Raw genomic sequence first — 25500 nt, forward strand, 5'->3', positions numbered from 1 at the left:
GCCTTGCCACAGGCCGGGGGTCTCTTGGCGGCGGGCCGGGGGCTTCCTCGATGGCGCGAACCGTGGTTCAACGCCGGACAGAAATCCTCGGCTTGTAAAACGTATAGCCGGAATGGGTTGAGAGGAGGCTAAGATGACAACGCTGGCATTGGTGGACGACGACGAGAACATTGTCGCCTCGCTTAAAATGTTCTTCGAAGCCGAGGGCTACGACGTCAAAACCTATCATGACGGCCTGTCTGCGCTGTCGGGGCTGACCGAAACGCCGCCGGATCTCGCTATCCTCGATGTGAAGATGCCGAAGATGGACGGCATGGAGCTGCTGCGGCGGCTGCGCCAGAACTCAGAGCTGCCGGTCATCTTCCTGACCTCCAAGGATGAAGAGATCGACGAAGTAATCGGCTTCAATATCGGCGCCGACGATTTTGTCCGCAAACCCTGCTCCAACCGCCTCCTGTCAGAGCGCGTAAAGGCCGTTCTGCGCCGCTCGCGCACGACCGAAGGACAGGTCGAGGACGGTGATCAGAAGCCGATCGTTCGCGGCTGCCTGACGCTGGACCCGAACCGCCATGCCTGTTCATGGGATGGCGAGCCGGTCCGCCTGACGGTCACCGAATTCCTGATCCTGCAGTCGCTGGCCCAGCGCCCCGGCTATGTCAAAAGCCGCGACCAGCTGATGGATGCGGCCTATGACGACCAGATCTATGTCGACGACCGCACTATCGACAGCCACATCAAGCGTCTGCGCAAGAAATTCCGCGAAGTGGACGGCGAATTCGATGCCATCGAGACCCTTTACGGCGTCGGCTACCGCTACAACGAAAGCTGAGCCCGGACGGGCTGGCCTCCAGCGCCTTGCAAAGAAGTCATTCGCTTTCCGCCGCGATCTGCTATGCTCGGGGCTGAGGAAACGATAGATGGCGCAAAACAGCCACCCTGCCCCAGCTGCGCATGCTGACCGCGTGCGCGAAGCTGCCGAGTCCCGAAGCGGCGCGGCGGCCTCAGCCCTTGTTGCCTCATGGCGCCGCTCTCTGAAGCGCTACGGCCTTGAGCCAGACACGCGCCGCGCACCCGACCTGATGACCCAGCAGTCGCTCAAGGATGCACGCCTGCCAATGGAGCAGTTGCTGCGTGTTGCCTCACCGTCGCTGGACCGACTGTTCGGCTCTGTCGGAGAGGCAGGCTGCTGCGTGCTGATGACCAATGCTGACGGGATCATCGTCGAGCGGCGCGGCATGGCAGGCGACGACGCAGCGTTCCGCTCATGGGGCCTCTGGGAAGGGGCCGACTGGTCAGAGGCGCGCGAAGGCACGAATGGCATCGGCACCTGCCTCGCCGAGAAGCGACCCATCACCATTCACCAGGACCAGCATTTCCATAGCCGCAACACCGCGATGAGCTGCATCGATGCGCCGATCTATGACCATCAGGGCATGCTCGCCGCCGCGCTCGACGTCTCATCCTGCCGGGCTGACCTCACCGGGGCCTTCTCTCAACTGATCGCCGCGACCGTGTCAGACACCGCGCGCCGCATCGAGAGCGATAATTTCCGGGCCCATTTCGAAGGGGCCCGCATTGTCATGGGCGAACGCCATGGCCGCGCTGGCGCCGTGCTGCTGGCCATCGATAGCGACGATGTCGTGATCGGCGCGACCCGTGCGGCCCGAATTGAGTTCGGGCTTGGCGATGCGCCCTCGCTTGAACCCCGCCCGGCGGCCGATGTCCTCTCGGGCACACCGGCCCAGAGCGACCTTGCCGCCGCCGAACGCGCAGAGCTCCGCCGCGCCATTCTGCGTGCGAATGGCAATATGTCAGAGGCCGCACGCGCCCTCGGCGTTGGCCGTGCAACCCTGTACCGGCGCATGAACCGGCTCGGTATCGACCTCGACCGCCTGAATTAGAGGCCCGTTGTCTCAGAGGTGAGACATGTCACCACCGGGCCATCGCCCGGCGCTCGTGACGCGCCCAGCACCCCGATGAATACTTCCTTCCAGGCCGTCCAACAGAGAGGGCGGCGACAACATCAGGGAGACAGACATGGACACGCAAACGCTTGGGCACGGCCAGATGAAGGCCCCCTACAAATCGCGCTACGACAATTTCATTGGCGGCAAATGGACCGCGCCGAAAGCCGGCCGCTACTTCGACAATATCTCACCGGTCAACGGACGGATCATCTGCCAGATCGCCCGCTCGGACGCAGCGGACATTGAGGCAGCGCTTGATGCAGCCCATGCGGCCGCCGATAGCTGGGGCAAGACATCTGTTGCCGAGCGCGCGCTTATCCTGAACCGGATCGCTGACCGGATGGAAGAGAACCTCGAAGCGCTTGCCATTGCCGAAACCTGGGACAATGGCAAACCCGTGCGCGAGACGATGGCCGCCGACCTGCCGCTCGCCATCGACCATTTTCGTTACTTTGCTGGCGCCATCCGGGGACAGGAAGGCAGCATTAGCGAGATCGACCACGACACTGTCGCCTATCACTTCCATGAGCCGCTTGGCGTCGTCGGGCAGATCATCCCCTGGAACTTCCCGCTCCTGATGGCGACCTGGAAGCTCGCCCCGGCGCTGGCCGCAGGCAACTGTGTAGTGATGAAACCGGCAGAGCAGACGCCAGCCTCGATCTGCGTCCTGCTGGAGCTGATCGGCGACCTGTTACCGCCGGGCGTCCTCAACGTCGTGCAGGGATTTGGCCTTGAAGCGGGCAAACCGCTCGCCTCCTCGAACCGGATTGCGAAAATCGCTTTCACCGGCGAGACGACCACTGGCCGCCTCATCATGCAGTACGCGTCGGAAAACCTTATTCCAGTGACGCTGGAGCTTGGCGGAAAGTCGCCGAACATCTTCTTCCCGGACGTCTGCCGTGAGGATGACGACTATTTCGACAAGGCCATTGAGGGCTTTGTGATGTTTGCCCTGAACCAGGGCGAGGTCTGCACCTGCCCGTCACGCGCCATCATCCATGAGTCGATCTATGACCAGTTCATGGAGCGCGCCCTGAAACGCGTCGCCGCGATCAAGCAGGGCAACCCGCTGGACAGCGATACGATGGTCGGCGCGCAGGCCTCTTCCGAGCAGCGAGAGAAAATCCTCTCCTACTTCGATATCGGCCGCCAGGAAGGCGCAGAAGTCCTGATCGGCGGTGAGAGCCTCACCCTGCCGGGCGACCTTGAAGGCGGGTTCTATGTGAAGCCGACCGTGTTCAAGGGGCACAACAAGATGCGTGTCTTCCAGGAAGAAATCTTCGGTCCTGTCGTTTCGGTCACCACCTTCAAGGATAATGACGAAGCCCTCTCCATCGCCAATGACACGCTCTATGGCCTTGGCGCCGGTGTGTGGTCGCGTGAGGCGAACACCTGCTACCGCTTTGGCCGCGCCATCAAAGCGGGCCGCGTCTGGACGAATTGCTACCATGCCTATCCGGCCCACGCCGCATTTGGCGGATACAAACAGTCCGGCATCGGGCGTGAAAACCACAGCATGATGCTGGATCACTACCAGCAAACCAAGAACATGCTGGTTAGCTACGCCCCGCAGAAGCTCGGCTTCTTCTAGAACGCGTTTCCTCCCAGAGCCCCGGCCGCTGCGACCTCTTTCCCCCGAAGAAGCAGCTGGCCGGGGCAATGTTCTTGCTGGCCAGGAAAGGTGTTCAATATGCCAGGACGAAATGAGGCGCCGCCGCGCGTGCTGGCCACAGAGGCCGCCGCTTCGCTTATCGAAGAGATACGGGCCGATCACCCCGATATCCTGTTTCACCAGTCAGGCGGATGCTGCGACGGGTCCAGCCCGATGTGCTACCCGGTGAGCGACTTCAAGCTCGGCGAGCGGGATGTGAAGCTGGGTGAGGTCGCAGGTGTGCCAGTCTATATTTCCGGCAGCCAGTTCGAGGCCTGGAAGCACACCCAGCTGATACTAGACGTTGTGCCGGGGCGCGGCGGCATGTTCTCTCTCGATAATGGCCGCGAGCGGAGATTTCTCACCCGCTCGCGAGTCTTTACCGAGGACGAACTCGCCGCCCTCGGCGACTAGCCTTTCAGCTGCATCTGGCCGAGATAGTCGCGTTTGCCGATCGGAACGGCCTTCATGCGGAGGATGTCATAGGCTGTGGTAGCGTGGAAATAGAGGTTTGGCTTCGAGAAAGAGAAGAGGAAACCTTCTGCCGTGAAGGGCAGCGACATCTCTCCAAGCTTGAAGACCACGTCCTTGCCCGTCCATTCATTGACCTGATCAGCTTTCATAGCTGCCAGCGTCTGGGCCGTTTCGGCGAGCTTGGCCTGAAAACCGGCATAGTCGAGTGTTTCGAGCTTGTTTGGCGGGCCAGCTTCGCCGCGGCGTACGCTTTCCAGTGCGCCGAGCGAATGGTGCATGACCGAATGGAGCTGGAAAGGCAGCGGCGCCATGTCAGAATGGATGGTCTCACCGAGAAGCTCATCCGGGCTGAGGCCGCGGGCTTCGTAATGCTGGGCGCCCTTTTCGAGGACACCCTGCACCGAGCCGAGTATCTGTTGCATCGGGACGACGATAGCTTCGTAAAGTGAGAGGCTCATTGGCAGGGCTCCTTGCGTGATTGCAGCTTTGCGTGAGGGCTACAGATCAATGTAGGCCGTAGCAAGAGAGTGCGAAGGGGGTTTGCCCGGCAGGCCCGTCAGGCTTATGCCAGCTGCAACCAGATGAAACACGGAGACACATCATGGCAGACGCAGAAAACACGCTCCTGATGGAGACGACCAAGGGCCCGGTGAAGATCGAGCTTCGCCCTGACCTTGCCCCTAATCACGTTGCCCGCATCAAGGAACTCGCCCGCGAAGGTTTCTATGACGGCATCGTCTTCCACCGCGTGATTGACGGCTTCATGGCGCAGGCTGGCTGCCCGAATGGCACCGGTACGGGCGGCTCTGACAAGCCGGACCTGAAGGCAGAGTTCAATGACGAGCCGCATGTGCGCGGCATCTGCTCCATGGCCCGCACGAACCAGCCACACTCGGCCAATTCGCAATTCTTCATCGTGTTCGACGATGCCCGCTTCCTCGACAAGCAGTACACGGTCTGGGGCAAGGTGGTCGAAGGCATGGAAAACATCGACCAGCTGAAACGCGGCGAGCCAGTTCGCGAGCCGGACTCCATCAAGTCGCTGAAAGTCGAAGCTGACGCCTGATCAGCCGATTAATTATCGAGGCCCGGCAGGGAACAGATGGACGAGCCCAAGCGAAAATGGCGGCTGCCTGACCTGAAAGGCGCAAACCCGCTTTCCTCGCGCATTGCGCGGCTCATCTTTGCATCGAACCTTGCCGGTCTCGCCATTCTCATTCTGGGCGCCATGGTGCTCAATGAGATGCGTGCCAGCTTTGTGGTCGCCAAGAAGCAGGACCTTGTCGGCCAGGCGCAGGTCTTCTCGAACCTGCTGGCAGAAGGCGCCACATTCGGCCAGCCCCAGCCCGTCATGGACGAAGACCTGGCGCGGGCCACGCTAGCTGACCTGTCGCTGCCCATCTCGGTGCGCGGTAAGGTCTATGGCCCTGAAGGCGGGCTGATCGGCGACAGCTATTTCCTGTCTGACCGTGTGGTGGTCTCCTCGCTGCCGCCGCTGCAGGAGCCAAGCCGCCTGTCGCGCTGGGGCCGGTCCCTGTCTGAATGGGCGGTCTCTACTTTTGGCGCCATCGTGCCCGACCGCGGCGGCGATGCGGTCCGCACGCAGACCTTTGAGGATGAGTTTGCCGTCGCGGCCTCTGGCGCGGAAGCTGCCAGTCAGCGCTTCAATGACCGCGGCCAGCGCATCATTTCCGTCTCTGTCCCCGTCCAGCACGTGTCGGCCGTGGTCGGTGTGCTGACGGTAGAATCCAATGACATTGATGAGATCATCCGGGCAGAACGCGCCGCGCTTATCCCTTTTATTGGCGTGGCGGTGCTTGTCGCGCTGATCACGTCCACCCTCCTCACCATTGGTATCGCGCGGCCGCTGCGCAGGCTGTCAGCTGCTGCCGATGATGTGCGCTCTGGCTCTACTCAGAGGCTGGACCTGCCGCGCATCACGAAGCGCCGCGATGAGATCGGTGCACTCGCCAATTCCATGGAGTCGATGACGGATGCGCTGTTCGAGCGGATCAGCGCGAACGAGCAATTCGCCGCCGATGTCGCCCATGAGATCAAGAACCCGCTGACCTCCATCCGCTCTGCTGTCGAAACCGCTGAGCGCGTCAAAGACAATCCCGAAGCGATGGCCAAGCTTCACAAGGTGATCGCCCATGATGTTGGCCGTCTCGACAGGTTGATCACCGACATCTCCAACGCTTCGCGCCTTGAGGCGGAGATCACCCGCGTGCCGACCGAGACGATGAATATCGCGCGCTTCGTGCAGGACATTGTCTCGACCTATGAGCACCTGAAACTCGACGAGGCAGGCCCGACGGTGAGCTTTGATGACGCCACGATGGGTGCGGGCCTGCGGGTGCGCGGGCGCGAAGGGCCGCTTGGACAGGTAATCCGCAACCTGATCGACAATGCGCTCTCTTTCTCCCCGGTCGATGGCACCGTTACCGTGCGCGTCGAGCAGGACAGGATCGGCCCGCAGACGACCGCGCGGATTGTGGTGGAAGATACCGGCCCCGGTATTCCGGACGACAAGCTGGAGAAGATCTTCGACCGCTTCTATACCGACCGGCCTGCGGGCTCTGCGTTCGGGCGCAACTCAGGCCTTGGCCTGTCCATCGTGCAGCAGATCGCGGCAACACATATGGGCAAGGTGTGGGCCGAGAACCGCGACAGCGGCGGCGCGCGGTTCGTGGTCGAATTGCCAGCCAGCTAAAGGCCTGCGCCGTAGCTAAAGCTTGACCTTCTCCCAAACCCTGTCAGCATCCTTAATGAGAGGGAATACGGACTAGACTATCTGATGATCGGAATTGTTGTCGTCAGCCACGGGAAACTGGCACGCGAGCTTGTCAGGGCCACCGAGCATGTCGTCGGGGAGCAGGAGTATTTCCGCTCGATCTCCATTGAGGCCGAAGACGATATCGACGCCCGCCGGGAGCAGATCCGCGAGACGGTCGCCGCCTGCAATACCGGCAAGGGGGTCATCATCGTCACCGACATGTTTGGCGGCACACCTTCCAACCTCGCCATTTCTGTCATGCCAGATGCCCGGATCGACGTGATCGCAGGCGTGAACTTGCCCATGCTGATCAAGCTCGTGGAAGTTCGCGGCGAAGCAAAGCTGGCCGATGCGGTGAAGGCCGCGCGCGATGCCGGTCAATCCTATATCCGCATTGCCTCTGAAGTCATGGACAAGACAGCATGAGCGCTGATGGAGAAAGCCTGGTCGAGCGCCGCGTTCAGATTGTAAACCGCAAGGGACTGCATGCGCGCGCCTCGGCCAAGCTGGCGCGCCTTGCCATGACCCTGCCTGCGCAGGTCTTCGTTCTGCGCAACGGCGAGACCGCGAACGCCCACTCCATCATGGACCTCCTCATGCTCGCCGCCCATCAGGGCAGCGAGGTTGAGGTCCGCGCGAGCGGGCCTGATGCGGCCCCATCGGTCGACGCCGTCTGCGCCATGATCGAGGACGGCTTCGGCGAGAACGACGATGACGACTAGGCCCGCCGCCTAGAGGAAGATCGGCGCGAGCCAGTAGCCAATCGCGCTGATCACGACAATGCCAATCAGGTTGACCCGCAGGCCGCGTTTCATCATCTGCGCCACCGACACCTCACCCGTCGCATAGATGATCGCGTTAGGCGCGGTCGCCACAGGCAGCATGAAGGCGCAGGACGCCGCCACAGCGGCTGGTGCAAGCAGGCTTTCAGGCGCAGCGCCAATGGCAAGCGCGAGTGAACCCAGGATGGGCGCGAGCGTCGTCATGGTCGCGACGTTGGAGGTTAGCTCTGTCAGGAAAATGACGAGCGCCACGACGGCGACGATGATCAAGAGGGGCGGTAGAACCGAAACGGCTTCCAGCTGGTTCCCAATCCACTCAGACAGGCCCGTGCGCGAGATCGCCTTGCCGAGCGCAATGCCCCCGCCAAACAGGATCAGCACGCCCCAGGGCAGCTTTTCCGCCTCTTCCCAGTTCAGGAGTGCGCGCTTCTCCCCACTGCCTGCCGGCACAATAAACATCAGTACCGCGCCAAAGATGGCCGTGATCATGTCCATACGGGCGCCCTTGTAGGACACGAGGAGATCAAGACCGGCGCGTTCGGCCAACGCAAGCAGAGGCAGCTGGAGGACCCAAAGAGTTGCGACGATCGCGAACACGGTCGCGGCGCGGGCCTCGGGCTTGGTGGTGGCCCCGAGCGCGCTCAGCTGGCCTTTGATCTCATCAGCCACATCTTCTGTGCTGCGACGGGCGGCGAGCCCACGGGTCACTGACCACCAGGCAGCCGGCACCAGCAGGCAGGCCGCAGGAACGCCAAAGGCCATCCATTGCGGAAAGCCGATCTGCGCATCCGCATTGTTCTGAAGCCAGTCCATCGCGATGAGGTTTGTGGGGGTGCCGATGGGCGTGCCGACCCCGCCAATCGAGGCTGCATAGCAGACCCCAAGCAGCAGCGCCGTCTTGAACATCTTGGTGTCGCCCGGCAGGGCCGCTGCGGCAGAAAGCGCAATCGGCACCATCATGATCGTCGTCGCCGTATTCGAGATCCACATGGACAGGAGCGCCGTGGCGGCCATGAAGCCGAAAATCAGCGCGCGCGGTTCAGTGCCGACACGGACCACGACATTAAGCGCGATCCGCCTGTGCAGGTCCCAGCGCTCAATGCCCATGGCGACGATGAAACCGCCAAGCAGAAGCACGACGATATGGTTGAAATAGTCACCGCCAACGACAGTCGGATTGCCCGCCCCCACCAGCGGGAGCACGACAAGCGGCAGGAGAGAAGTCGCTGGAATCGGGATCGGCTCTGTCATCCACCAGACAGCCATCCAGGCCAGCAGGCAGCCCGTGCCCCAGGCCGCCCAGTCGAGCCCTTCGGGCGGTCCGGCCAGAGCCATACCGATCGCCAGGAGCGGGCCTAGCCAAAGTCCGATAATCTTCGGTGAAATGGGCGTCCTCCCTCAAAGACGTTTCGCGCCGACACTGGTCAGGGAGCGCCCGCTTCGTCAAGCTTTGCGGTGGTCAGCTGCCCAGAACGAGATCATCGCGGTGGATGATGGCGGGCCGGCCGCGATAGCCGAGCCGCGCTTCGATGTCGTCGCTATGGGCCCCGGCGAGACGCTGCACATCGGCAGCGTCATAGGCCGTGACGCCCTTGGCGACGACGTCCCCGTCTGGCCCCTTGATGGCGACGGCTGCCCCTTTTTCAAACCGGCCTTCAACCCCGGTGACACCGACAGCAAGAAGGCTGGAGCCCTTTAGAAGCGCGCCCATCGCACCCGTATCAACCAGAACCGCGCCTTCCGGCGTGAGGTGCCCCTTGAGCCAGGCCTTGCGGGCGGTATCTGGCGAGACCGAAGGCGTGATCCAAGTCGCGCGCTCACCTGACCGGAGGGCTTCTAGCGGGTGTGGCCGGTCGCCGAGCGTGATGGCGGTCGCGCAGCCAGCACCAAACGCGATTTTCGCCGCCGCGATCTTGGTCGCCATGCCGCCCGTGCCGACACCCGAATCGGCGTTCGCGCTGCCCGCCATGGCATCATGCGCCTCTGTCAGCTCCAGCACTTCGGCAATGTGGGTGGCTTCGGGGTCCTTGCGCGGGTCTGCGGTGTAGAGCCCGTCAATGTCAGACAGAAGCACCAGCGCGTCCGCGCTCAGCATCTGGGCGACGCGAGCTGCAAGCCTGTCATTGTCGCCATACCGGATTTCCTCGGTCGCGACGGTGTCATTCTCATTGATGATGGGCACGGCGCCAGCGGCCAGAAGCGTATCCAATGTGGCGCGCGCATTCAGCCAACGTCGGCGGCGTTCAGTATCCTCGAGGGTGAGGAGTGCCTGCGCCGCCTTGATGCCGTGCGGGGCGAGCGCGTCGGCAATAGCCGACATAAGAAGCGGCTGGCCGAGTGCGGCGGCAGCCTGTTTTTCCTCGAGTTTCTTCTGGCTGCCCTTGCCGAGATGCGGGCGACCGAGCGCCACAGCGCCGGACGAGACCCAGACAACTTCCTTGCCTGCCGCGCGCAGGGCGGCGATGTCAGCGGCAAGCCCGCCAATCCAGTCGCGGCGCGGCGCGCCCTTTGCGGCGATCAACGCAGAGCCGGTCTTGATGACAATCCGGCGGGCCCTATCGAGCGGAGACCCCATCAGGGGCGCCATTCCTCTTCTTCCTCACCAGAGGCCTCGATCTCTGCAATGTGGAGATCGCCAAGATGACGGGCGAGCGCTATCAGCGCCTCACGCACATTTGTCCGGGCAACAGAAGAGAGCCGCATTGGCTTATGGCCGCAGGCGGCTTCGAGTTCTGCGGCCTGCGCATCGACCAGTTCTTCAGTGAGGGCGTCGATCTTGGTCAGCGCGACGATTTCAGGCTTGTTCGCCATTTCTGGCTGATAGTCCTCAAGTTCCTTGCGTATGGTGCGCCATGCACCGGCTGGATCGTCCTGCGTACAGTCAATCAGGTGAAGCAGAACCTTGCAGCGCTCCACATGGCCAAGGAAGCGATGGCCGAGGCCAGCGCCTTCCGCCGCGCCTTCGATGAGGCCGGGGATGTCCGCCAGCACGAAACGCGTGCCCGGCCCGAGCTCGACCACACCAAGACCCGGATGAAGCGTTGTGAAGGGATAGTCCGCGACCTTCGGTTTGGCTGCTGTGGCCGCCCGCATGAAGGTGGATTTGCCCGCATTTGGCAGGCCGAGAAGGCCCGCGTCCGCGATCAGCTTCAGGCGCAGCCAGACTGTGCGCTCTTCGCCCTCTTCGCCGGGATTGGCGCGGCGCGGGGCGCGGTTGGTCGACGTCTTGAAGTGAAGATTGCCCCAGCCGCCATTGCCGCCGCGCGCTAGAAGCACGCGCTGGCCAACTTCGGTAAGGTCCGCGATCAGCGTCTCCTGATCTTCCTCGAAAATCTGCGTGCCGACCGGCAGCTTGACCGTCTTGTCCTCGCCGCTGCGCCCGTGGCGCTGTTTACCCATGCCGTGGCCGCCGCGTTCAGCCTTGTGGTGCTGCTGGTAGCGAAAGTCGATCAGCGTGTTGAGCCCTTCGACGGCTTCGGCATAGACATGACCGCCGCGCCCGCCATCGCCGCCATCGGGGCCGCCGAACTCGACATAGGCTTCGCGCCGGAACGAGGAGCTGCCCCGTCCGCCATCGCCGGCTTTCACATAGATCTTGGTCTGGTCGAGAAATTTCATTTTGTGGTCCTTAGCGCGTCTTTGGCTCGCGCACCATGAAGACATGATCAACATCCTGCCCGCGCCCAAGGCAGAAGACAGGGGAGTTATGGGTTTTTCGGAAGCCGAGCTTCTCCAGCACCCGGCCCGACGCCGGATTGTCGGCGAAATAGCCGGACGTGAAGCGTTCGCCGCGGCCGGTGGATTCCAGCCAGTCTATCAGGGCCTCAGCGGCTTCGGTCACAATGCCCTGCCCCCAGAAGCCGGGGCTGAGCCAGTAGCCGATCTCGAACGGGTCGCCATTGCGCGTGCGATGTGCGCCAACAACGCCGGCAAAGGCCCCATCCACCTCGATCGCAAAGACATGGTCGAGGCCACTCGCCTCATTGCGCGCGACCGATTCCAGCCAGCCAGTTGTGACTTTTACCGTCTGGCCCGGCGCAATCCGGGCGACCTTCTCATAGATTCGCGGATCGTTGACGCAGGCGGTGATGAGCGGCGCATCGCTCACCATGGGGCGGCGAAGGCGCAGCCTTGGCGTCTTCAACTCCTGAACCATCCGTCTCTCTCCAGGCCCTTCACGGCCAGCGGCATAAGAAAAAGGGGAGACAGCCGCCTGTCTCCCCTTCACATCTTGTGCGGTTCGATTGTCAGGCAGCACCCCGGCCGCCTGCAGCCGATCGCTTATTCTGCAGCGTCAGCCATCGGGACGACCGACACATACTGACGGTCACCACGGGTGCGCTTGAACTCAACGCGGCCCTCTTCGAGCGCGAAGAGAGTGTGATCCTTACCCATGCCGACACCCTTGCCTGCATAGGTCTTGGTGCCGCGCTGGCGGATGATGATGTTGCCTGGGACCACGTGCTGGCCGCCATACTTCTTCACGCCAAGGTATTTCGGGTTTGAATCGCGACCGTTACGTGACGAGCCGCCTGATTTCTTATGTGCCATGAGGGCGCTCCTTGATCCTTAAGTGAAGCCTATATCAGGCTTCAGGCGTCTTTTGCCAGTTGTTTGGCTTGCTTGACCCACTCGTCGCGCTCGATGCGACCGCCGAGACCGGCTTCGTCGTCAAGCTCCTGGGCTTGCGTCTTGTTGAGGTCAGCAACCTGCCAGAAGTGGAAAATGCCAGCTGCGTTCAGCTTCTTTTCCATGGCCGGGCCAACGCCAGAGATCTTTTTCAGATCGTCGGCTTTGCCTTCTGCCTTTGCGAGGCGGCCGCGCTCGTCGGTCTTCGGCTTGTCAGCCTTGGCTTCTGCCTTTGGTGCAGCGTCCTTCTTGGGAGCCGCTTCCTTCTTGGCAGCAGGTGCCTCGGTCTTGGCTTCGGCCTTTGGAGCCTCTTCCTTCTTAGGCGCAGCAGCCTTCTTCGCCGGAGCTTTCTTGCCGTCGGTCAGGATCGAGGTGATCGTGACGACGCTCTCAAGCTGGCGATGGCCTTTCTTGCGGCGGTAGGTGTTACGCTGACGCTTTTTCATGATCAGCTTCTTGTCGCCCTTACGCTGGGCGGCAATTTCACCGACGACGCTTGCGCCATCAACGACAGGCGCACCGAGCGTGACGGAGTCGCCGTCGCCCAGCATCAGCACGTCGAACGTAACGTCAGCGCCAGCGTCGGCTGCGAGTTTCTCGACAACAATCTGGTCGCCTTCGGCAACCTTGTATTGTTTGCCACCAGTCTTGATGACCGCGAACATGGCCTCATCCTTCCGGAAGGTGAATTAGTTGAGTGTCCGCACGCGCATGGCGCCGGACATGAAGGCGCGGATAAACACTATCAGCCCGGTGATGTCAAACCCCGTCCTGCATGAATCGGGGGGCTTGCATGCACTCTCATGTGACGCTATCTCCCCGCCCCTACGGAGAGGTGCTAGAGTGGTTGAATAGGCTAGTCTCGAAAACTAGTGAGCTCGCAAGGGCTCCGAGGGTTCGAATCCCTCTCTCTCCGCCACATTTTCCCTGAACATCATGACAAGACGACCGCGTGGGGGGCTGCTCGCTCATGGCCCCGTCAGTCTGCCTGACAGGTGCTATGCTATCGTCCTAGGTTGAGCGGCGCTGGGTTTTCGCCTGCTTCCGCAGGTGATCGACGAATAGTCGAAAAGCTCGCGACCCCTCGCGTCGGCTTGAATAATAGAGGTGGAAGCCTGGAAACGGTGGGCACCAGTCTGCCAGTACCCGGACCAGCTTCTTCCTGGCCACCAGGTCCTCGACCAGGTAGTCCGGCATGCAGGCGAGGCCCCTGCCCCGCACGGCCGCGTCTATGATCGCCTCGACGTCATTCGATGTGAACTGTCCAGACACGCGAACATTCAGAGGTCTTCCGTCCTTCTCGAATTCCCAGGTGTAGAGATCACCATAGGTGTTCAGGCGAAGGTTTATACAAATGTGATCGGTCAGATCGTAAGGGGTCTCTGGTGTGGGCCGATCAGCGAAATAGTCGGGAGCGCCCACGACCGCCATACGGACGTCAGGCCCGATGCGTACAGCGATCATGTCCTTGTCGACGCGTTCACCCAATCTGACGCCAGCGTCGAACCGGTGCTTCACAATATCGACCAGGCTGCTGTCCACCGAGATTTCTATATTCAGATCGGGATGTTCGGCGAGCAGCTGGTCGACCACCGGCATCAATAGCTGCATAGCAGCATCATGGCTGCTCGTGACCCGGATGGTGCCCGCCGGCTTCTGCCGCAACTCATTCAGCGTATCGAGCGTAGACTCGATATTATCGAAGGCTGGACGCAGTGTTTCTGCCAGTTGCTCACCCGCCTCCGTCGGCGACACGTTCCGCGTAGTGCGCGTGAGCAAGCGAATACCCATCCGCTCTTCCAGCCGCTTCACCGTGTGACTGAGCGAAGATTGAGAGGTGCCAATCCTTGCCGCTGCGCGCGTGAAGCTCCGTTCCTCGCAAACCGCGAGGAAGGCGATCAGGTCTCCGAGTTCGTCGCGGCGCATTTATATCTCCAGCGCATAATCCGGCTACGAAGCTAGCGCAGGCCTAAACGCATTCCGCACGCCGAAGGTTTTGGCGCCAAGAATGCCGACATTGCCACTCTGAACGTCGCCCTAAACAGGTTCAGGCATCTGGTCGAGGAGCTTGTCGAGGGTGATCGGATGCTCGCGGACCCGGATACCGGTCGCGTTATAAATCGCATTCCCGATCGCCGCGCTGACACCGCAAATACCAAGCTCACCGACGCCGCTGCCCTTCATTGGAGAGGCAAGCGGATCATCCCCGTCCAGGAAGATGCATTCCTGATGCGGGATATCCATGTGGACCGGCACCTCATAGGAGGCGAGGTCATGGTTGGCGAAGAAGCCTTGCCTCGCATCGACGTGGAGGTCTTCCAAGAGTGCTGCGCCTGCGCCCATCGTCATACCGCCGATGACCTGGCTGCGCGCCGATACCGGGTTGAATATCCGCCCCGCATCACACACGGCGAGCATTCTGCGGATCCTGATCTCAGCAGTATGCACATCAACGCCAATTTCGACGAAATGCGCGCCAAAAGTAAAGTAGGAGTGGTCGTCTCCCCTGCTCTCAAAATCAATCTCGCCCTCAGCCTCCAGTGGACCAGTGGCAAGGGCGTCGGTGAGCGGCCTCTCAGCCGATCCGTCACTGACTGATCCATCCGCGAAGTTAAGCTCCGCCTCAGCATTGAGGCCGAGCGCCATGCGAACTTTCTCGCGCAGCTCGACACAGGCGGCATAAACACCAGACGTCGAACTTGTCGCGCCCCACTGGCCGCCAGACCCCGCAGAAACAGGGAAGGAAGAATCGCCAAGCCTGACCTCGACCTGCTCCAGGGGCAGCCCCAGCATCTCAGCCGCTGTTTGCGCAAGGATGGTGTAGGAGCCGGTACCGATATCCGTCATGTCAGTCTCGACGACCAGCTTTCCAGAGGACTCAAGCCGGACACGCGCAGCAGATTTCGTGGCTGGACCGCCGCGAATGGCGGCTGCGACGCCCATGCCAACGAGCCAGCGTCCATCGCGCTTACTAGCGGGCGGGGACGGTCTTTTTTCCCAGCCGAACTCGCTTGCGCCTCTCTGAAGGCATTCCACCAGTTTGCGACGCGAGAAAGGCTTTCCGTCGTCCGGGTTGACCTGCGTGTCGTTCATCACGCGAAACTCAACCGGGTCGATGCCGAGTTTTTCAGCAAGCTCATCCATGGCCACTTCAATGGCGATGGAGCCTGGCATGTCGCCCGGCGCTCGCATGGCATTTCCCTCTGGCAAGTTGAGGACAGCCAGCCTGGTTTGCATCAGGCGGTTCTCGCCGGCATAGGCTGGGCGGCTTGCTTGCGTGGACGCCTCGGGGCCGCCGCCTTCAAGATCACCCGACCAGGTTTCATGGGCGACCGAGGTGATGTTGCCGTCTTGAGACGCACCAAGACGAATGCGCTGAATTGTCGATGGGCGATGGACGGTATTGTTGAAGATCAGCGGCCGTTGGAGCACCACTTTCACAGGCCGCTGCACAAGCTTCGCGCCAAGCGCTGCCAGTATCGCATCAGCCCGGACAAACAGCTTCCCGCCGAAACCGCCCCCGATGTAAGGCGCAACCAATCTGACCTTATCAGGCGATATCTTGAGCGTCTTGGCAATATCCTGACGGCCCCACTCAACCATCTGGTTTGACGACCAGACGGTCAGCTCATCACCCTCCCAAACCGCGATAGTGGCGTGCGGCTCCATCATCGCATGGGCATGATTCGCCGTCTCATAGGTCTCGTCGATTTTGACCGCCGCTCTCTCAAATGCCGACTGGAAATCACCCTGCGAGGAATCAGGTGCAGCATCTGTCGGGTCAGCGGAGTCTTTCTGATCACTGAGCTCGTAGACGCCCTCGCCTCTGGCATAGTCGACCTTCACCAGGCCAGCGGCGGCGCGGGCCTGCTCAAAAGTCTCTGCAATGACGAGCGCAACGGCCTGATGGTAGTGAGTGATCTTTGGGCCGCCGAGCAGCGGCGCGGTATTGAAGTCACCAAGACCGAGCGGGCCAGCATTCTTATAGGTCACGATATCCAGAACTCCCGGCGCCTCTTGGGCGGCCGCGAGGTCAAAGCTGCGTATACGTCCTGTTGGGACTGCGGCGCCGACGACAAAGCCATAGGCAGCGTTGGGCGCGACGTCTTTCCATTCATAGGAATAGACTGCGGTACCTGTGGTCTTGAGTGGGCCATCAATTCGCGTCGTCGGCTTGCCAACCACGCGCCCCTGGTCGATCGGGTTCTGTTGGGCGGGTTTGATGAATTTCATGACTTATGACCTCGCTTCTGCCAGGACAGCTGCGAGCGTGCGCTCAGCGAGCTTCAGTTTGTATCGATTGCCCTCAGTGGGCTGCGCGTCCCGAAGCAGGCGCTGGGCCGCCGCGGATGCGCCTTGCGGCAGAAGCTGTTCTGCCGCTTCTACCCTCCAGGGCTGTGGCGCAAGACCACCGCACGCAAAACGCCCTGATCCGTCCGGCTGAAGGACGGCAGCCACCGACACGATGGCAAACGCGTACGAGGCGCGGTCGCGGACTTTACGATAGATGTGCTTGCCACCAATTGGTTTTGGCAACGTGACAGCCGTGATCATCTCCGCAGGTTCAAGCACAGTCTCGATATAGGGCGCACCGCCCGGCAATTCGTAGAACTCCGCGATCGGGATAGAGCGCGTCGCCCCATCGGGCATCTGCGTTTCCACGACGGCATCAAGGACACGCATCGCTACAGCCATATCGCTCGGATGGGTTGCGATGCAGGCATTGCTGGTTCCGACCACGCCAAGCTGACGGCTGAAGCCGCCGATGGCTGCGCAACCGGAATTTGGTTCGCGCTTATTGCAGGCCATGTTGGTGTCATAGAAATACGGGCAGCGCGTTCTCTGGAGAAGGTTACCACCCGTTGTCGCCTTGTTGCGCAGCTGGCCAGACGCCCCGGCGACGAGCGCACGGCTCAGAACGCCATAGTCTCGCCTGATGCGTGGATCAGCCGCGAGCGCCGTATTCGAGACCAGTGCCCCAATCCGCAACCCGCCATCTTCGGTGGGCTCGATCTGGTCGAGGCCGGTCCCGCTGATGTCGATCAGGTGGGTGGGGGTTTCGATCTCCAGCTTCATCAGGTCGAGCAGATTGGTGCCGCCCGCGATGAATTTGACGTTCCGACGCCCGGCTGCCTTGGATACGGCATCTGCAGGGGAAGTTGCGCGCTCATAGGTGAACGGTCTCATGCGATTTCTCCTGCGACTTCGGACATCGCGTCCAGAATGTTGGAGTAGGCACCGCAACGGCAGATATTACCGCTCATACGCTCACGCATTTCATCGTTCGTCATGCCGACTTCTGCGGTGATGTCTTCGGTGACATGGCTCGGTATGCCAGCCTTGATCTCTTCGAGCACGGAAACGGCAGAACAAATCTGTCCGGGCGTGCAGTAACCACATTGATAGCCATCATGTTTGACGAAGGCCGCCTGCATCGGATGCATGTTTTCAGGAGTCCCAAGACCTTCGATTGTCGTGACCTCATCGCCTTCATGCATGACAGCGAGGCTGAGGCAGGAATTGATCCGCTGGCCATTCACAATCACCGTGCAGGCGCCGCATTGTCCGTGGTCGCACCCCTTCTTCGTACCGGTGAGGTCAAGGTGCTCACGGAGCGCGTCCAGCAGTGTCACCCGCGTGTCCAGCATCAGCTCACGCGACTGCCCATTGACGGTAAAACGAAGAGAAACCGGCTCGACCTGAGGCAATGAAGTCTGCGCGGAGGATGTGGGCGATAGTGTTGAGGCTATGGCGGTTGTGGCGACACCGCCGAGCAGCACACCCCGCCTCGAGACTTTGAAATCTTCGTCCTGGATCAATTGAGGCTCCAATTTTTGCGTGGGTACAGAATTGACCTAACGCGCAAGATACCAATTCGAACCATCATGAGACTGCAAAGCCTTATGAGCCTGGTTCATAAATACGCAGCAGGTGCAGTCTGCCGAACGCATTGAGCGCGCGAGGCGTTTCATGAACGAAGCGCATAAGCCCCTTATTGGTTTTGCACTTAATCATATGAGTTTCAGCCGCCATCTTCGGTCACGGTGAGCGCGCCCCCGTGCGCTAATCGTGAAATCCAAGGAGCAAACCCCATGCTTGCAACCGTCATGCACGGACCTGGCGACGTTCGGTTCGAACAGATCGACGACCCGAAATTACTTAAGCCAACAGACGCCATCATCCAGCTATCTGCCACCTGCATCTGCGGATCTGATCTGTGGCCTTACCGCGGTCTCCAGCCTCAGGATGAGCCCGCACAGATGGGACATGAATACTGCGGCGTCGTGATAGAAGTCGGCTCAGAGGTTCGGAACGTGAAGCCTGGCCAGTTTGTAGTCGGGTCCTTTTGCCTGTCTGACAATACCTGCCCGCATTGCGAATTCGGCTTTCAGTCATCCTGCGAGCAGGTCGAATTCATGACCGGTGCGCAGGCGCCGTACGCCCGCGTACCGTTGGCGGATGGTACACTCGTGGCGACCAGTGAGATGCCCGACCTGGAATTGATACCGCACATGCTTGCGGTCTCAGATGTACTCGGCACTGGCTGGTATGCAGCGGTCGCTGCGCAGGTCCGCGAAGGCGGAACGGCTGTGGTCGTCGGCGATGGGGCGGTTGGGCTAATGGGGGTACTGGCCGCGAAGGAGCTCGGCGCGGCGCGCATCATCGCGATGAGCCGACATGAAAGCCGTCAGAAGCTCGCGCTCGAATTCGGCGCGACCGACATCGTTGAAGCCCGAGGCGAGGAAGGCATCGAAAGTGTGAAAGAGCTGACGAAGGGCATCGGCGCGGAGTCTGTTCTTGAATGCGTTGGCATGGAGCAGTCCATGCAACAAGCCATTGGCGTTTGCCGCCCCGGCGGCACCATAGGCTATGTCGGCGTTCCGCACGGTGTCTCATTCGACGGGCAGGAAATGTTCTTTGCCCAGAAGCGAATGCTTGGCGGTCCAGCACCGGTACGCCGCTTCCTGCCCGACCTCATGGACCGAGTGCTGAAAGGCACCATCAAGCCCGGCAAGGTCTTTGATCATGTGCTTCCGCTGGATCAGGTCGCCGAAGGCTACAAGGCAATGGATGAACGCCGCGCCATCAAAACCATGCTGCGCGTCGACTGAGGGAGAGATATCATGAAGACATTCAAAGGTACCCTGGTGGGATCAGCCCTCGCTGTATCGGCTTGCGGCGCCATTGCCCAAGCCAAAGAACGCATCGCCCCTCCCGCCGTGTACAAGGTTGCCCCCGGGCTTGGACAGTACACGGATGACCTGCTCTTTGGTGAGGTCTGGGAAAGCCCCGACCTGACACCTCGCGACAGAAGCCTGGTGACTGTCACGACCCTTATCTCGACCGGCAAGTTCGCGCAGGTTGGCAGCCACACGAGGCGAGCCCTGGATAACGGGGTTACACCCGAAGAGATCGGAGAGATGATTACGCAGCTCGCTTTCTACACGGGTTGGCCGAACGCCATATCTTCGGTGTTTGAAGTCGAGAAGGTATTCGATGAACGGGGCATCGATGGCATTTCCGATGCCACGGAACTGCCCGCAGAGCTCGCGCCAGACGCTGATGCAGAAGCAGACCGCCGTCGCAGCGTCGACACTTCGATCTCTCCCGTCCTTCCTCGTCTGAGCCATTACACCAATGAAGCACTCTTCAGCGATCTCTGGCTTCGCCCTCAGCTCAGCCCCCGAGACCGTAGCCTGGTAACAATCGTCTCACTGGTCGCAACCGGGCAAGCGGAGCAGGTTCGCTTCCATGCCCAGCGCGGCCTCGATAACGGACTGTCGCGCGAGGAAATCGCTGGCGCTGTTACCCACATTGCCTTTTACGCTGGTTGGCCGAAAGCGGTCTCCTCGGTCAGCGTTCTGGAAGACGTCTTCAACATCGACGACCAGGCCGATTCGGGTTCGGTGCAGGTCAATCGGGCAGAGGACAATCGCAGCGTGACTGCACCGGCCGACAATTTCACGGGGCAGGTACAAGTCGACACATATTTCAGTGCCGAGCCGCCGGCCCGACATGGCGGCGCAATCGTGCACTTCTCTCCCGGCGCTCGAACTGCGTGGCACACTCACCCGCTTGGCCAGACCCTCATCGTGACTGAAGGTGTCGGACGAGTGCAAAGCGAAGGCGATGCGGTTCAAACTATCAGGAAAGGCGACGTCGTCTGGATCCCGCCGAATAGCCGGCATTGGCATGGCGCCTATCCGGACGCTCGCTTGAGCCACGTTGCAATCGCTGAGGCCGAGAACGGGTCGGCAGTAACCTGGATGGAACATGTCGGCGGTGAAGACGACCCCTCCACCGACAGGTAAGGCATCAGACCTTACAATCTGGAAGAACGTGACAACAACGCCGCCCTGACCTGGTGGTGAAGACTGGATGCGGAAACGGAGTAAAGGCCCGTCGCTGGGCGGGCCTTTTCCTGTTCTTCGGGTCTCAGTCTTGCGGGAAAACTCCGGTCACCCGCAGCCTTCCCGCCGAATTCCTGAGCCGTCAATTTCGCCTAATCGTTCAGCGCGGAACCAGATCGTCCTCGAACTAGTAGCTGTCAGCCCCGTCCGCTTCGTCCACAAGGCCGTCCCCATTCGTGTCGAGCGAAGTGAACATCCGGGTTCCTGATGCGTGAAATTCATCCTCGGACAGGATGCCGTCCTCGTCCTTGTCCAGTACATTGAACCGGAATTCGGCCTGATCGATCTGGCGTTTACGCTGATCTTCAAGGTCCTTCAGAAGACGAACCTCATATTCCGATACATATTCTTCCGAGTGAATTGCCCCGTCGGCATTGGCATCGCGCCGGATGTAGCCAACCTGGCGTTCGGCCATGAACTCAGCCTCGCTGACCTTGCCATCACCGTTGACGTCGTACTTCTCGAAAAAGGCCTGCTTGCTGTGCCCGCCTGATCTTCGGGATGGGGTTTCTTGCGCGGCTTCATCGGCGGAAACGTCCTGCACGGCCTGCGATGCTACCCCTGCGCCAGAATCGGTCGCAGCTTCAGCGGCAGCATCATCGGCCCAGGCGACACCGGCAAAGAGCACGAGCAGCGCGGCGACAGTTAGAATTCTCTTGTATTGCATGTGGTCCATCCAGATGGGTTTTTATCGGGCAACTTCGAATGTGAGCGAGGTGGTGTAGCTACGCTCATCGGTTTCAGCCCCTTCCGGAGCGTCGGCAGCATGCCGGGTCATCACGAGATACGGCCCCGGCCTGTCGAAGGTGAGGGCGATCTTTCCCTCGGCATCAGTTTCAACATGCTTTTCGTATTTCGGCGCCTCATAAGCCCCACCGCCCCGCTTGATCTCGATCGACTGACTGGCGAGCGGCTCGCCATCGAACAACACTTCGAACTCGAAACCTTCGTCGAGATAGATCTCGTTGGGATGGGTCAGCGGCCTGATGACGAGACGCCCCAGAGATGCCTCGACCGCTTCCCAGGTGGATGCGCCTTTTGTCACATAAACATCGGCAACGGTTTCGGTCTGGCTGGTCATGACCTGCGTCGCATTTTCGGGAACTTCAGCCTCTGCGCCAAGGATCGTTTGCCATTCCCCGTCGATGAGCGCCTTTGTGCTTGAGCGTCCAAGGCGAACGCCGGTCGTGTATCGGTAGGTGCCATCTTCCGACATCTCATCCTCAAGCAGGACAAGCTGCCTGAAAGGCGTAATCGCGCTGTACTCGTCGCGCGAACCATCCGGCGCGATCACGTGGTAATCGTCAGACACTACAGCGATCTCGGGCACAAAAGCGTCTTCGGTAAACGATGCCTCAAGGGTGACGTACTCCCCTTCGGTCGTCACGAAGACGTTTGGTAGGAGATAGGAGGTATGAGCACTCGCCGTTAGCACAGCCCCGAAGGCTGTTGCTGACACGGCTCCAAGCTTGAGAACGGACATAGGGGACCTCGATAGTAGAAATTTCAGTGGCGACGCTTGCAGCATATGCAAATGAGTTTTATTCGCAAGTAAGAATTTCTTGGCAGCCTGGAAGTCGGGCTGTCTCTTCTCAATCGCAGGCACCCTCATGTTCCGTCACGCCATTATCTGCCTACTATTCTCAGGCCTATCGTCCGCTAGCCTCCTCTCTCCTGCCGAGGCAGAACCGTTCAAGCGCCACCACGAGCGTATTCTGGGCACCTCGCTGGACCTGGTTATCATGGCCCCGACGGCCAGCGATGCTGACGCGGCAGAAGCGGCAGCTCTGGATGAGATTGAGCGCCTTGACCTCGTCTTCAGCCTGTATCGCGCCTCGGAACTGACTGCGCTTAATGCCAAGGCGAGCTCCAGTGTTTCATCAGACATGCTGACGGTGCTGTCGCGTTGCGAAACCTATATGGACGAAACTGGAAATGCCTTCAGTTGCCGGATCGGCAGCCTGCTCAAAACGTGGGCAGAAGCTGAAGCGTCCGGCGTTGCGCCAGACCGGCCAAGCCTCAGGATCATGGCAGGCCAGATCAAACGGGCCAACGTCCGTCTCGACGACCCAGCTGGCACTGTTGAGCGCCCGTCCTCTGTCCTGTTCGATCTCAACGCACTCGCCAAAGGTTACGTCCTCGACGCCGCACTCGAAGCGGCGCGGCAAGCTTCTCCCGACATCTCGGGCATGCTGGTCAATATTGGCGGCGACATCCGCACATGGGGAGAAGGGCCAGACGCGGGAAAGTGGCGCATTGCTGTAACCTCGTCCTCTCAGATCGGAGATGGCGCCAGCGCACCAGGTCAGATGATGCTGATTGATGAGGGTGCTGTCGCAACCAGCGCGCAAGGCCTGCGTGATCGGGAAATCGGGGGTCAGTTCTTTGGACATGTTCTGTCACCGGCAGACGGATGGCCGGTCGAAGAGGTCTTTTCCGCCTCGGTCTATGCCCCTAAAGCCATGGATGCAGACGCGCTCGCAACAGCGCTGATGGTTATGGGGATCAAGGACGGTCTCGCCTATATCGAGACAATGGACAGCGTTGAGGCCGAAATCGTCACCTATGACGGCCGGCGTCATGCGTCATCGGGCTGGAGCCAGTTCTCAACGGGCGAGACATCGCCAATACCCGACCCAGAGGCTGATAAGTACTCGTTCGAGATTGATTTCGAAATTCCGTCAAAAAGTGTGGCCGCCTATGAGCGTCCCTATGTGGCGGTCTGGATTGCCGATGAACGCCGAAATCTGGTCAGGGTCCTGATGCTCGCTGGGGATGAGAGCCGCTGGATGGAAGAAAACTATTACTGGTATCGCCGCTTCGCCCGAAAGGCCGGTAGTCTGGTAGACGCAGTCGCCGGCCCCACGCGCAGACCGGGAGAATACGAGCTTCAATGGGACAGGCTCGATGATGACGGCGCGCCCGTACCGAACGGCAACTATGTCCTTCACATAGAAGCGTCACGCGAACATGGCGGCCACCAGCATGAGAGCCTGGCGTTCTCGCTAGCCGACGAGCCCTTCACGCTGACTGCCGAAGCCGGGGAAGAGCTCGGCGAAACTACGGTGTCATTCGCCGTCAAATAGAGAGAACGGGCAAGTGAACCTGATCGGCTTAATTGCCTCGCGGCGAGCGCTAGCGGCCCTTGATTTCAACCGTAAAAGTCCGGCTAACGCCCGGTGGAGGTGCAGGAAAGGGTGATGCGCGATCGACGAACTTGACAGCATCCCTATCAAAACGGGCGGACCCGGAGCTCCGGCTTATCTCGATGGTTCTGACCCGCCCCTCACTATCGAGTGAAAATGTGACATAGCTAGACCCGGGCCCCGAAGCCCGCGGTCGGCGGCGACGCGAGAGGTGCTGCATCAGCTCTCCCGCAAAGTTCGTATAGGCCGCATTGTCCGCACTATTTCCGGTCTGGTCGGGCTCAGCAATCTCGCTGTCGTGACCACCTGTTGGCCCTGCATCCAGATCGGCGTCGGCGCCCCGGTCGTGAACCGGCGGTTCAGTATCGCGAGCTCTTTCTTCTGTCGTTTCAGACCGGCCTGCGTCTGCCACCGCATCGTCGGCAGGTGTCGGCCCTGGATGCCCTTCACCGCTATCATCCCGCTCCTTGACCTGCCGCGAGGGCTCAACTTCAGTCGGGGCAGGCTGCGGAGCATCGTGCTTGCTGGTTGCTGTTTCTGAAGGCTCTATCGGTTCCACCGGATCTGGCGTTGGGGCCAATTCTGGTTCGGGGGGTGGAACGGGGACCGGTTCTGGCGCCGCGGTTGACGGTGCCGGGACATGTTCCTCGACCGCCTCATCTGGCGCCTCTGGGGACGAACTTTCCGCTGGCGCAGGCACACGGCCCCGATCATCGGGAGGCTCGCTGTCGATCAAGGATGCGTCAGATGCGCCAAAGCTTACACTTATAGCTCCGCCCGCTATTTTGGCCTCAGGCGGCGTTCCATCGGCAATGTAAACGACCATTGCGGCGTGTGCAGCGGATGCACACACGATGGCGGCACCAAATCTGACCGCATTCTTGTGTCTCATTCGCCAGTGTCCTCTGTCAGGATCACAACGGCTCCGGCACCTGCAGCCCGCAATTCGCTGACCCTTGAGAGCAGGATCCGTGCGGGAAGATCCCGATCGGGAAGCAAGCGTACGGGCTCGCCGGCATGTGTCGCTGCTGCGACAACGGCGTCGAGACGCTGTAGCGGCACACCGTCCTTCAGCAACGCGCCCTCACGCGTGATCGCGAGCGCGTCGGGAGGGACGCAGCAATCATTGCTGGAGGTCTGAACAAAGCTGATGGCATCCGTTGGCGCGCGCGCAAGTGTGCCCGCCACCATGAAGAAGATCAGGATCAGGAAGACGATATTTATGAGCGAAACGACCGGATCGCGCCGCGTTCGCCGCTTTGACCTCTTCATGCTGGCTCCATGACCTTGACGTCCAGACTGCTCTTGCGGGGCAAGCTGGACAGGATATCCACCAGCCTCTGTGTGGTAGCCCCCTCATCGACACTCACCGAGAGCATTACCTGCCCGCCCAGGCCCGCCATTCGTCTCTCGATCGCTACTGCCAAGTCTGCTTCCTCGATGAATTGGCCATCCAGATTCAAACGATCCGCACTGACAAGCAGGCTCAATCCGCGATCATCGGGTGATGAAGTTGATCTACCACCATCTGCCGCAACGATTTCCAGCTCTGAGAAATGACTGAACGTCGATGCCAGCATGAAGAAGAGCAACAAGAGGAAGATCACATCGATCAGAGATGTGATCGAGGCGGCTTTTCGAGGCCTTACCTTTCGAAGCGCCAT

General features: G+C 60.7%; 27 protein-coding genes and 1 tRNA gene. 12 read left to right on the top strand and 16 right to left on the bottom strand.

Annotated features, from left to right (window positions below; genetic code table 11):
• The first annotated feature begins 133 nt into the window (after positions 1–133).
• The 4 genes from D1222_RS03260 (at position 134) to D1222_RS03275 (ending at position 4032) form a co-directional block, all read left to right on the top strand.
• Positions 134–829, top strand: coding sequence for a response regulator transcription factor (locus tag D1222_RS03260; RefSeq protein ID WP_119452792.1), 696 nt, complete (start codon positions 134–136; stop codon positions 827–829).
• A gap of 88 nt (positions 830–917) precedes the next feature.
• A complete protein-coding gene (locus D1222_RS03265) occupies positions 918–1901 on the top strand; it encodes a GAF domain-containing protein (protein WP_119452793.1) in 984 nt (327 codons plus the stop codon).
• Positions 1902–2037: 136 nt separating this feature from the next.
• Complete coding sequence (gene adh / locus D1222_RS03270) at positions 2038–3558, top strand: aldehyde dehydrogenase (protein WP_182481853.1); 1521 nt, start codon at positions 2038–2040, stop codon at positions 3556–3558.
• Positions 3559–3657: 99 nt separating this feature from the next.
• A complete protein-coding gene (locus D1222_RS03275; RefSeq protein ID WP_119452794.1) occupies positions 3658–4032 on the top strand; it encodes a DUF779 domain-containing protein in 375 nt (124 codons plus the stop codon).
• Here the strand turns inward: D1222_RS03275 and D1222_RS03280 are convergent.
• The gene (locus tag D1222_RS03280; RefSeq protein WP_119452795.1) at positions 4029–4550 is read right to left on the bottom strand and encodes a DUF1993 domain-containing protein; all 522 of its coding nucleotides are present in this window, start codon (positions 4548–4550) and stop codon (positions 4029–4031) included. The genes D1222_RS03275 and D1222_RS03280 overlap by 4 nt on opposite strands.
• Positions 4551–4693: 143 nt before the next feature.
• Here D1222_RS03280 and D1222_RS03285 point away from each other — a divergent pair, with 143 nt between their 5' ends.
• From D1222_RS03285 to D1222_RS03300, 4 genes are all read left to right on the top strand, one after another.
• Complete coding sequence (locus tag D1222_RS03285) at positions 4694–5158, top strand: peptidylprolyl isomerase (protein WP_119452796.1); 465 nt, start codon at positions 4694–4696, stop codon at positions 5156–5158.
• Positions 5159–5194: 36 nt separating this feature from the next.
• Positions 5195–6805 carry a stimulus-sensing domain-containing protein gene (locus D1222_RS03290; RefSeq protein WP_119452797.1) on the top strand — a complete coding sequence of 537 codons (1611 nt, stop codon included), beginning with the start codon at positions 5195–5197 and terminating at the stop codon, positions 6803–6805.
• Between the two features lie 84 nt (positions 6806–6889).
• Positions 6890–7294 (top strand): PTS sugar transporter subunit IIA, encoded by a 405-nt coding sequence (locus D1222_RS03295; RefSeq protein WP_119452798.1) that lies wholly within the window; start codon positions 6890–6892, stop codon positions 7292–7294.
• Positions 7291–7590: an HPr family phosphocarrier protein gene (locus D1222_RS03300; protein WP_119452799.1), complete on the top strand. Its 300-nt coding sequence runs from the start codon at positions 7291–7293 to the stop codon at positions 7588–7590. Before D1222_RS03295 ends, D1222_RS03300 begins: the two co-directional genes overlap by 4 nt.
• Positions 7591–7599: 9 nt before the next feature.
• On the opposite strand, the gene D1222_RS03305 is transcribed toward D1222_RS03300, so the two are convergent.
• The 6 genes from D1222_RS03305 to D1222_RS03330 form a co-directional block, all read right to left on the bottom strand.
• Positions 7600–8985 (bottom strand): SLC13 family permease, encoded by a 1386-nt coding sequence (locus D1222_RS03305; protein ID WP_119452800.1) that lies wholly within the window; start codon positions 8983–8985, stop codon positions 7600–7602.
• A gap of 124 nt (positions 8986–9109) precedes the next feature.
• Positions 9110–10237 (bottom strand): glutamate 5-kinase, encoded by a 1128-nt coding sequence (gene proB / locus D1222_RS03310; RefSeq protein WP_233348489.1) that lies wholly within the window; start codon positions 10235–10237, stop codon positions 9110–9112.
• Positions 10225–11268: a GTPase ObgE gene (gene obgE, locus D1222_RS03315; RefSeq protein ID WP_119452801.1), complete on the bottom strand. Its 1044-nt coding sequence runs from the start codon at positions 11266–11268 to the stop codon at positions 10225–10227. Before obgE ends, proB begins: the two co-directional genes overlap by 13 nt.
• 10 nt (positions 11269–11278) lie before the next feature.
• Positions 11279–11806, bottom strand: coding sequence for a GNAT family N-acetyltransferase (locus D1222_RS03320; protein ID WP_119452802.1), 528 nt, complete (start codon positions 11804–11806; stop codon positions 11279–11281).
• A gap of 125 nt (positions 11807–11931) precedes the next feature.
• Positions 11932–12201 (bottom strand): 50S ribosomal protein L27, encoded by a 270-nt coding sequence (rpmA, locus tag D1222_RS03325; protein WP_119380404.1) that lies wholly within the window; start codon positions 12199–12201, stop codon positions 11932–11934.
• Between the two features lie 41 nt (positions 12202–12242).
• Entirely contained in the window at positions 12243–12944 is a 702-nt protein-coding gene (locus D1222_RS03330; RefSeq protein ID WP_119452803.1) for a 50S ribosomal protein L21, read from the bottom strand.
• A gap of 164 nt (positions 12945–13108) precedes the next feature.
• Between D1222_RS03330 and D1222_RS03335 the strand changes: the two genes are divergently transcribed.
• Positions 13109–13198, top strand: a tRNA-Ser gene (locus D1222_RS03335).
• Between the two features lie 92 nt (positions 13199–13290).
• Here the strand turns inward: D1222_RS03335 and D1222_RS03340 are convergent.
• The 4 genes from D1222_RS03340 to paoA all read right to left on the bottom strand — a co-directional run bounded on the left by D1222_RS03340 (position 13291) and on the right by paoA (position 18098).
• Positions 13291–14205: a LysR family transcriptional regulator gene (locus D1222_RS03340; protein WP_119452804.1), complete on the bottom strand. Its 915-nt coding sequence runs from the start codon at positions 14203–14205 to the stop codon at positions 13291–13293.
• A 111-nt stretch (positions 14206–14316) separates the two neighbouring features.
• Positions 14317–16512, bottom strand: a complete 2196-nt coding sequence (paoC, locus tag D1222_RS03345) for an aldehyde oxidoreductase molybdenum-binding subunit PaoC (protein WP_119452805.1) — start codon at positions 16510–16512, stop codon at positions 14317–14319.
• Between the two features lie 3 nt (positions 16513–16515).
• The gene (locus tag D1222_RS03350; protein WP_119452806.1) at positions 16516–17466 is read right to left on the bottom strand and encodes an FAD binding domain-containing protein; all 951 of its coding nucleotides are present in this window, start codon (positions 17464–17466) and stop codon (positions 16516–16518) included.
• The gene (gene paoA, locus D1222_RS03355) at positions 17463–18098 is read right to left on the bottom strand and encodes an aldehyde dehydrogenase iron-sulfur subunit PaoA (RefSeq protein WP_119452807.1); all 636 of its coding nucleotides are present in this window, start codon (positions 18096–18098) and stop codon (positions 17463–17465) included. The genes D1222_RS03350 and paoA overlap by 4 nt, the downstream gene beginning before the upstream one ends.
• Before the next feature lie 273 nt (positions 18099–18371).
• Between paoA and D1222_RS03360 the strand changes: the two genes are divergently transcribed.
• Positions 18372–19391 carry a zinc-dependent alcohol dehydrogenase family protein gene (locus D1222_RS03360; RefSeq protein WP_119452808.1) on the top strand — a complete coding sequence of 340 codons (1020 nt, stop codon included), beginning with the start codon at positions 18372–18374 and terminating at the stop codon, positions 19389–19391.
• A gap of 12 nt (positions 19392–19403) precedes the next feature.
• Entirely contained in the window at positions 19404–20591 is a 1188-nt protein-coding gene (locus D1222_RS03365) for a (R)-mandelonitrile lyase (protein ID WP_119452809.1), read from the top strand.
• 226 nt (positions 20592–20817) lie between these two features.
• On the opposite strand, the gene D1222_RS03370 is transcribed toward D1222_RS03365, so the two are convergent.
• Complete coding sequence (locus D1222_RS03370; protein WP_182481854.1) at positions 20818–21357, bottom strand: EF-hand domain-containing protein; 540 nt, start codon at positions 21355–21357, stop codon at positions 20818–20820.
• A gap of 21 nt (positions 21358–21378) precedes the next feature.
• Complete coding sequence (locus D1222_RS03375) at positions 21379–22149, bottom strand: DUF4198 domain-containing protein (RefSeq protein ID WP_233348490.1); 771 nt, start codon at positions 22147–22149, stop codon at positions 21379–21381.
• A gap of 103 nt (positions 22150–22252) precedes the next feature.
• Here D1222_RS03375 and D1222_RS03380 point away from each other — a divergent pair, with 103 nt between their 5' ends.
• Positions 22253–23776: a DUF2271 domain-containing protein gene (locus D1222_RS03380; RefSeq protein ID WP_182481856.1), complete on the top strand. Its 1524-nt coding sequence runs from the start codon at positions 22253–22255 to the stop codon at positions 23774–23776.
• A 49-nt stretch (positions 23777–23825) separates the two neighbouring features.
• On the opposite strand, the gene D1222_RS15950 is transcribed toward D1222_RS03380, so the two are convergent.
• The 3 genes from D1222_RS15950 to D1222_RS03400 are packed head-to-tail and all read right to left on the bottom strand — an operon-like array spanning position 23826 to position 25500.
• Positions 23826–24728 (bottom strand): TonB family protein, encoded by a 903-nt coding sequence (locus D1222_RS15950; RefSeq protein WP_147371806.1) that lies wholly within the window; start codon positions 24726–24728, stop codon positions 23826–23828.
• Positions 24725–25108, bottom strand: coding sequence for an ExbD/TolR family protein (locus D1222_RS03395; RefSeq protein ID WP_119452815.1), 384 nt, complete (start codon positions 25106–25108; stop codon positions 24725–24727). The genes D1222_RS15950 and D1222_RS03395 overlap by 4 nt, the downstream gene beginning before the upstream one ends.
• Positions 25105–25500 carry an ExbD/TolR family protein gene (locus D1222_RS03400; protein WP_119452816.1) on the bottom strand — a complete coding sequence of 132 codons (396 nt, stop codon included), beginning with the start codon at positions 25498–25500 and terminating at the stop codon, positions 25105–25107. Before D1222_RS03400 ends, D1222_RS03395 begins: the two co-directional genes overlap by 4 nt.

This window comes from Henriciella algicola, from assembly GCF_003576245.1.
GTDB lineage: Bacteria > Pseudomonadota > Alphaproteobacteria > Caulobacterales > Hyphomonadaceae > Henriciella > Henriciella algicola.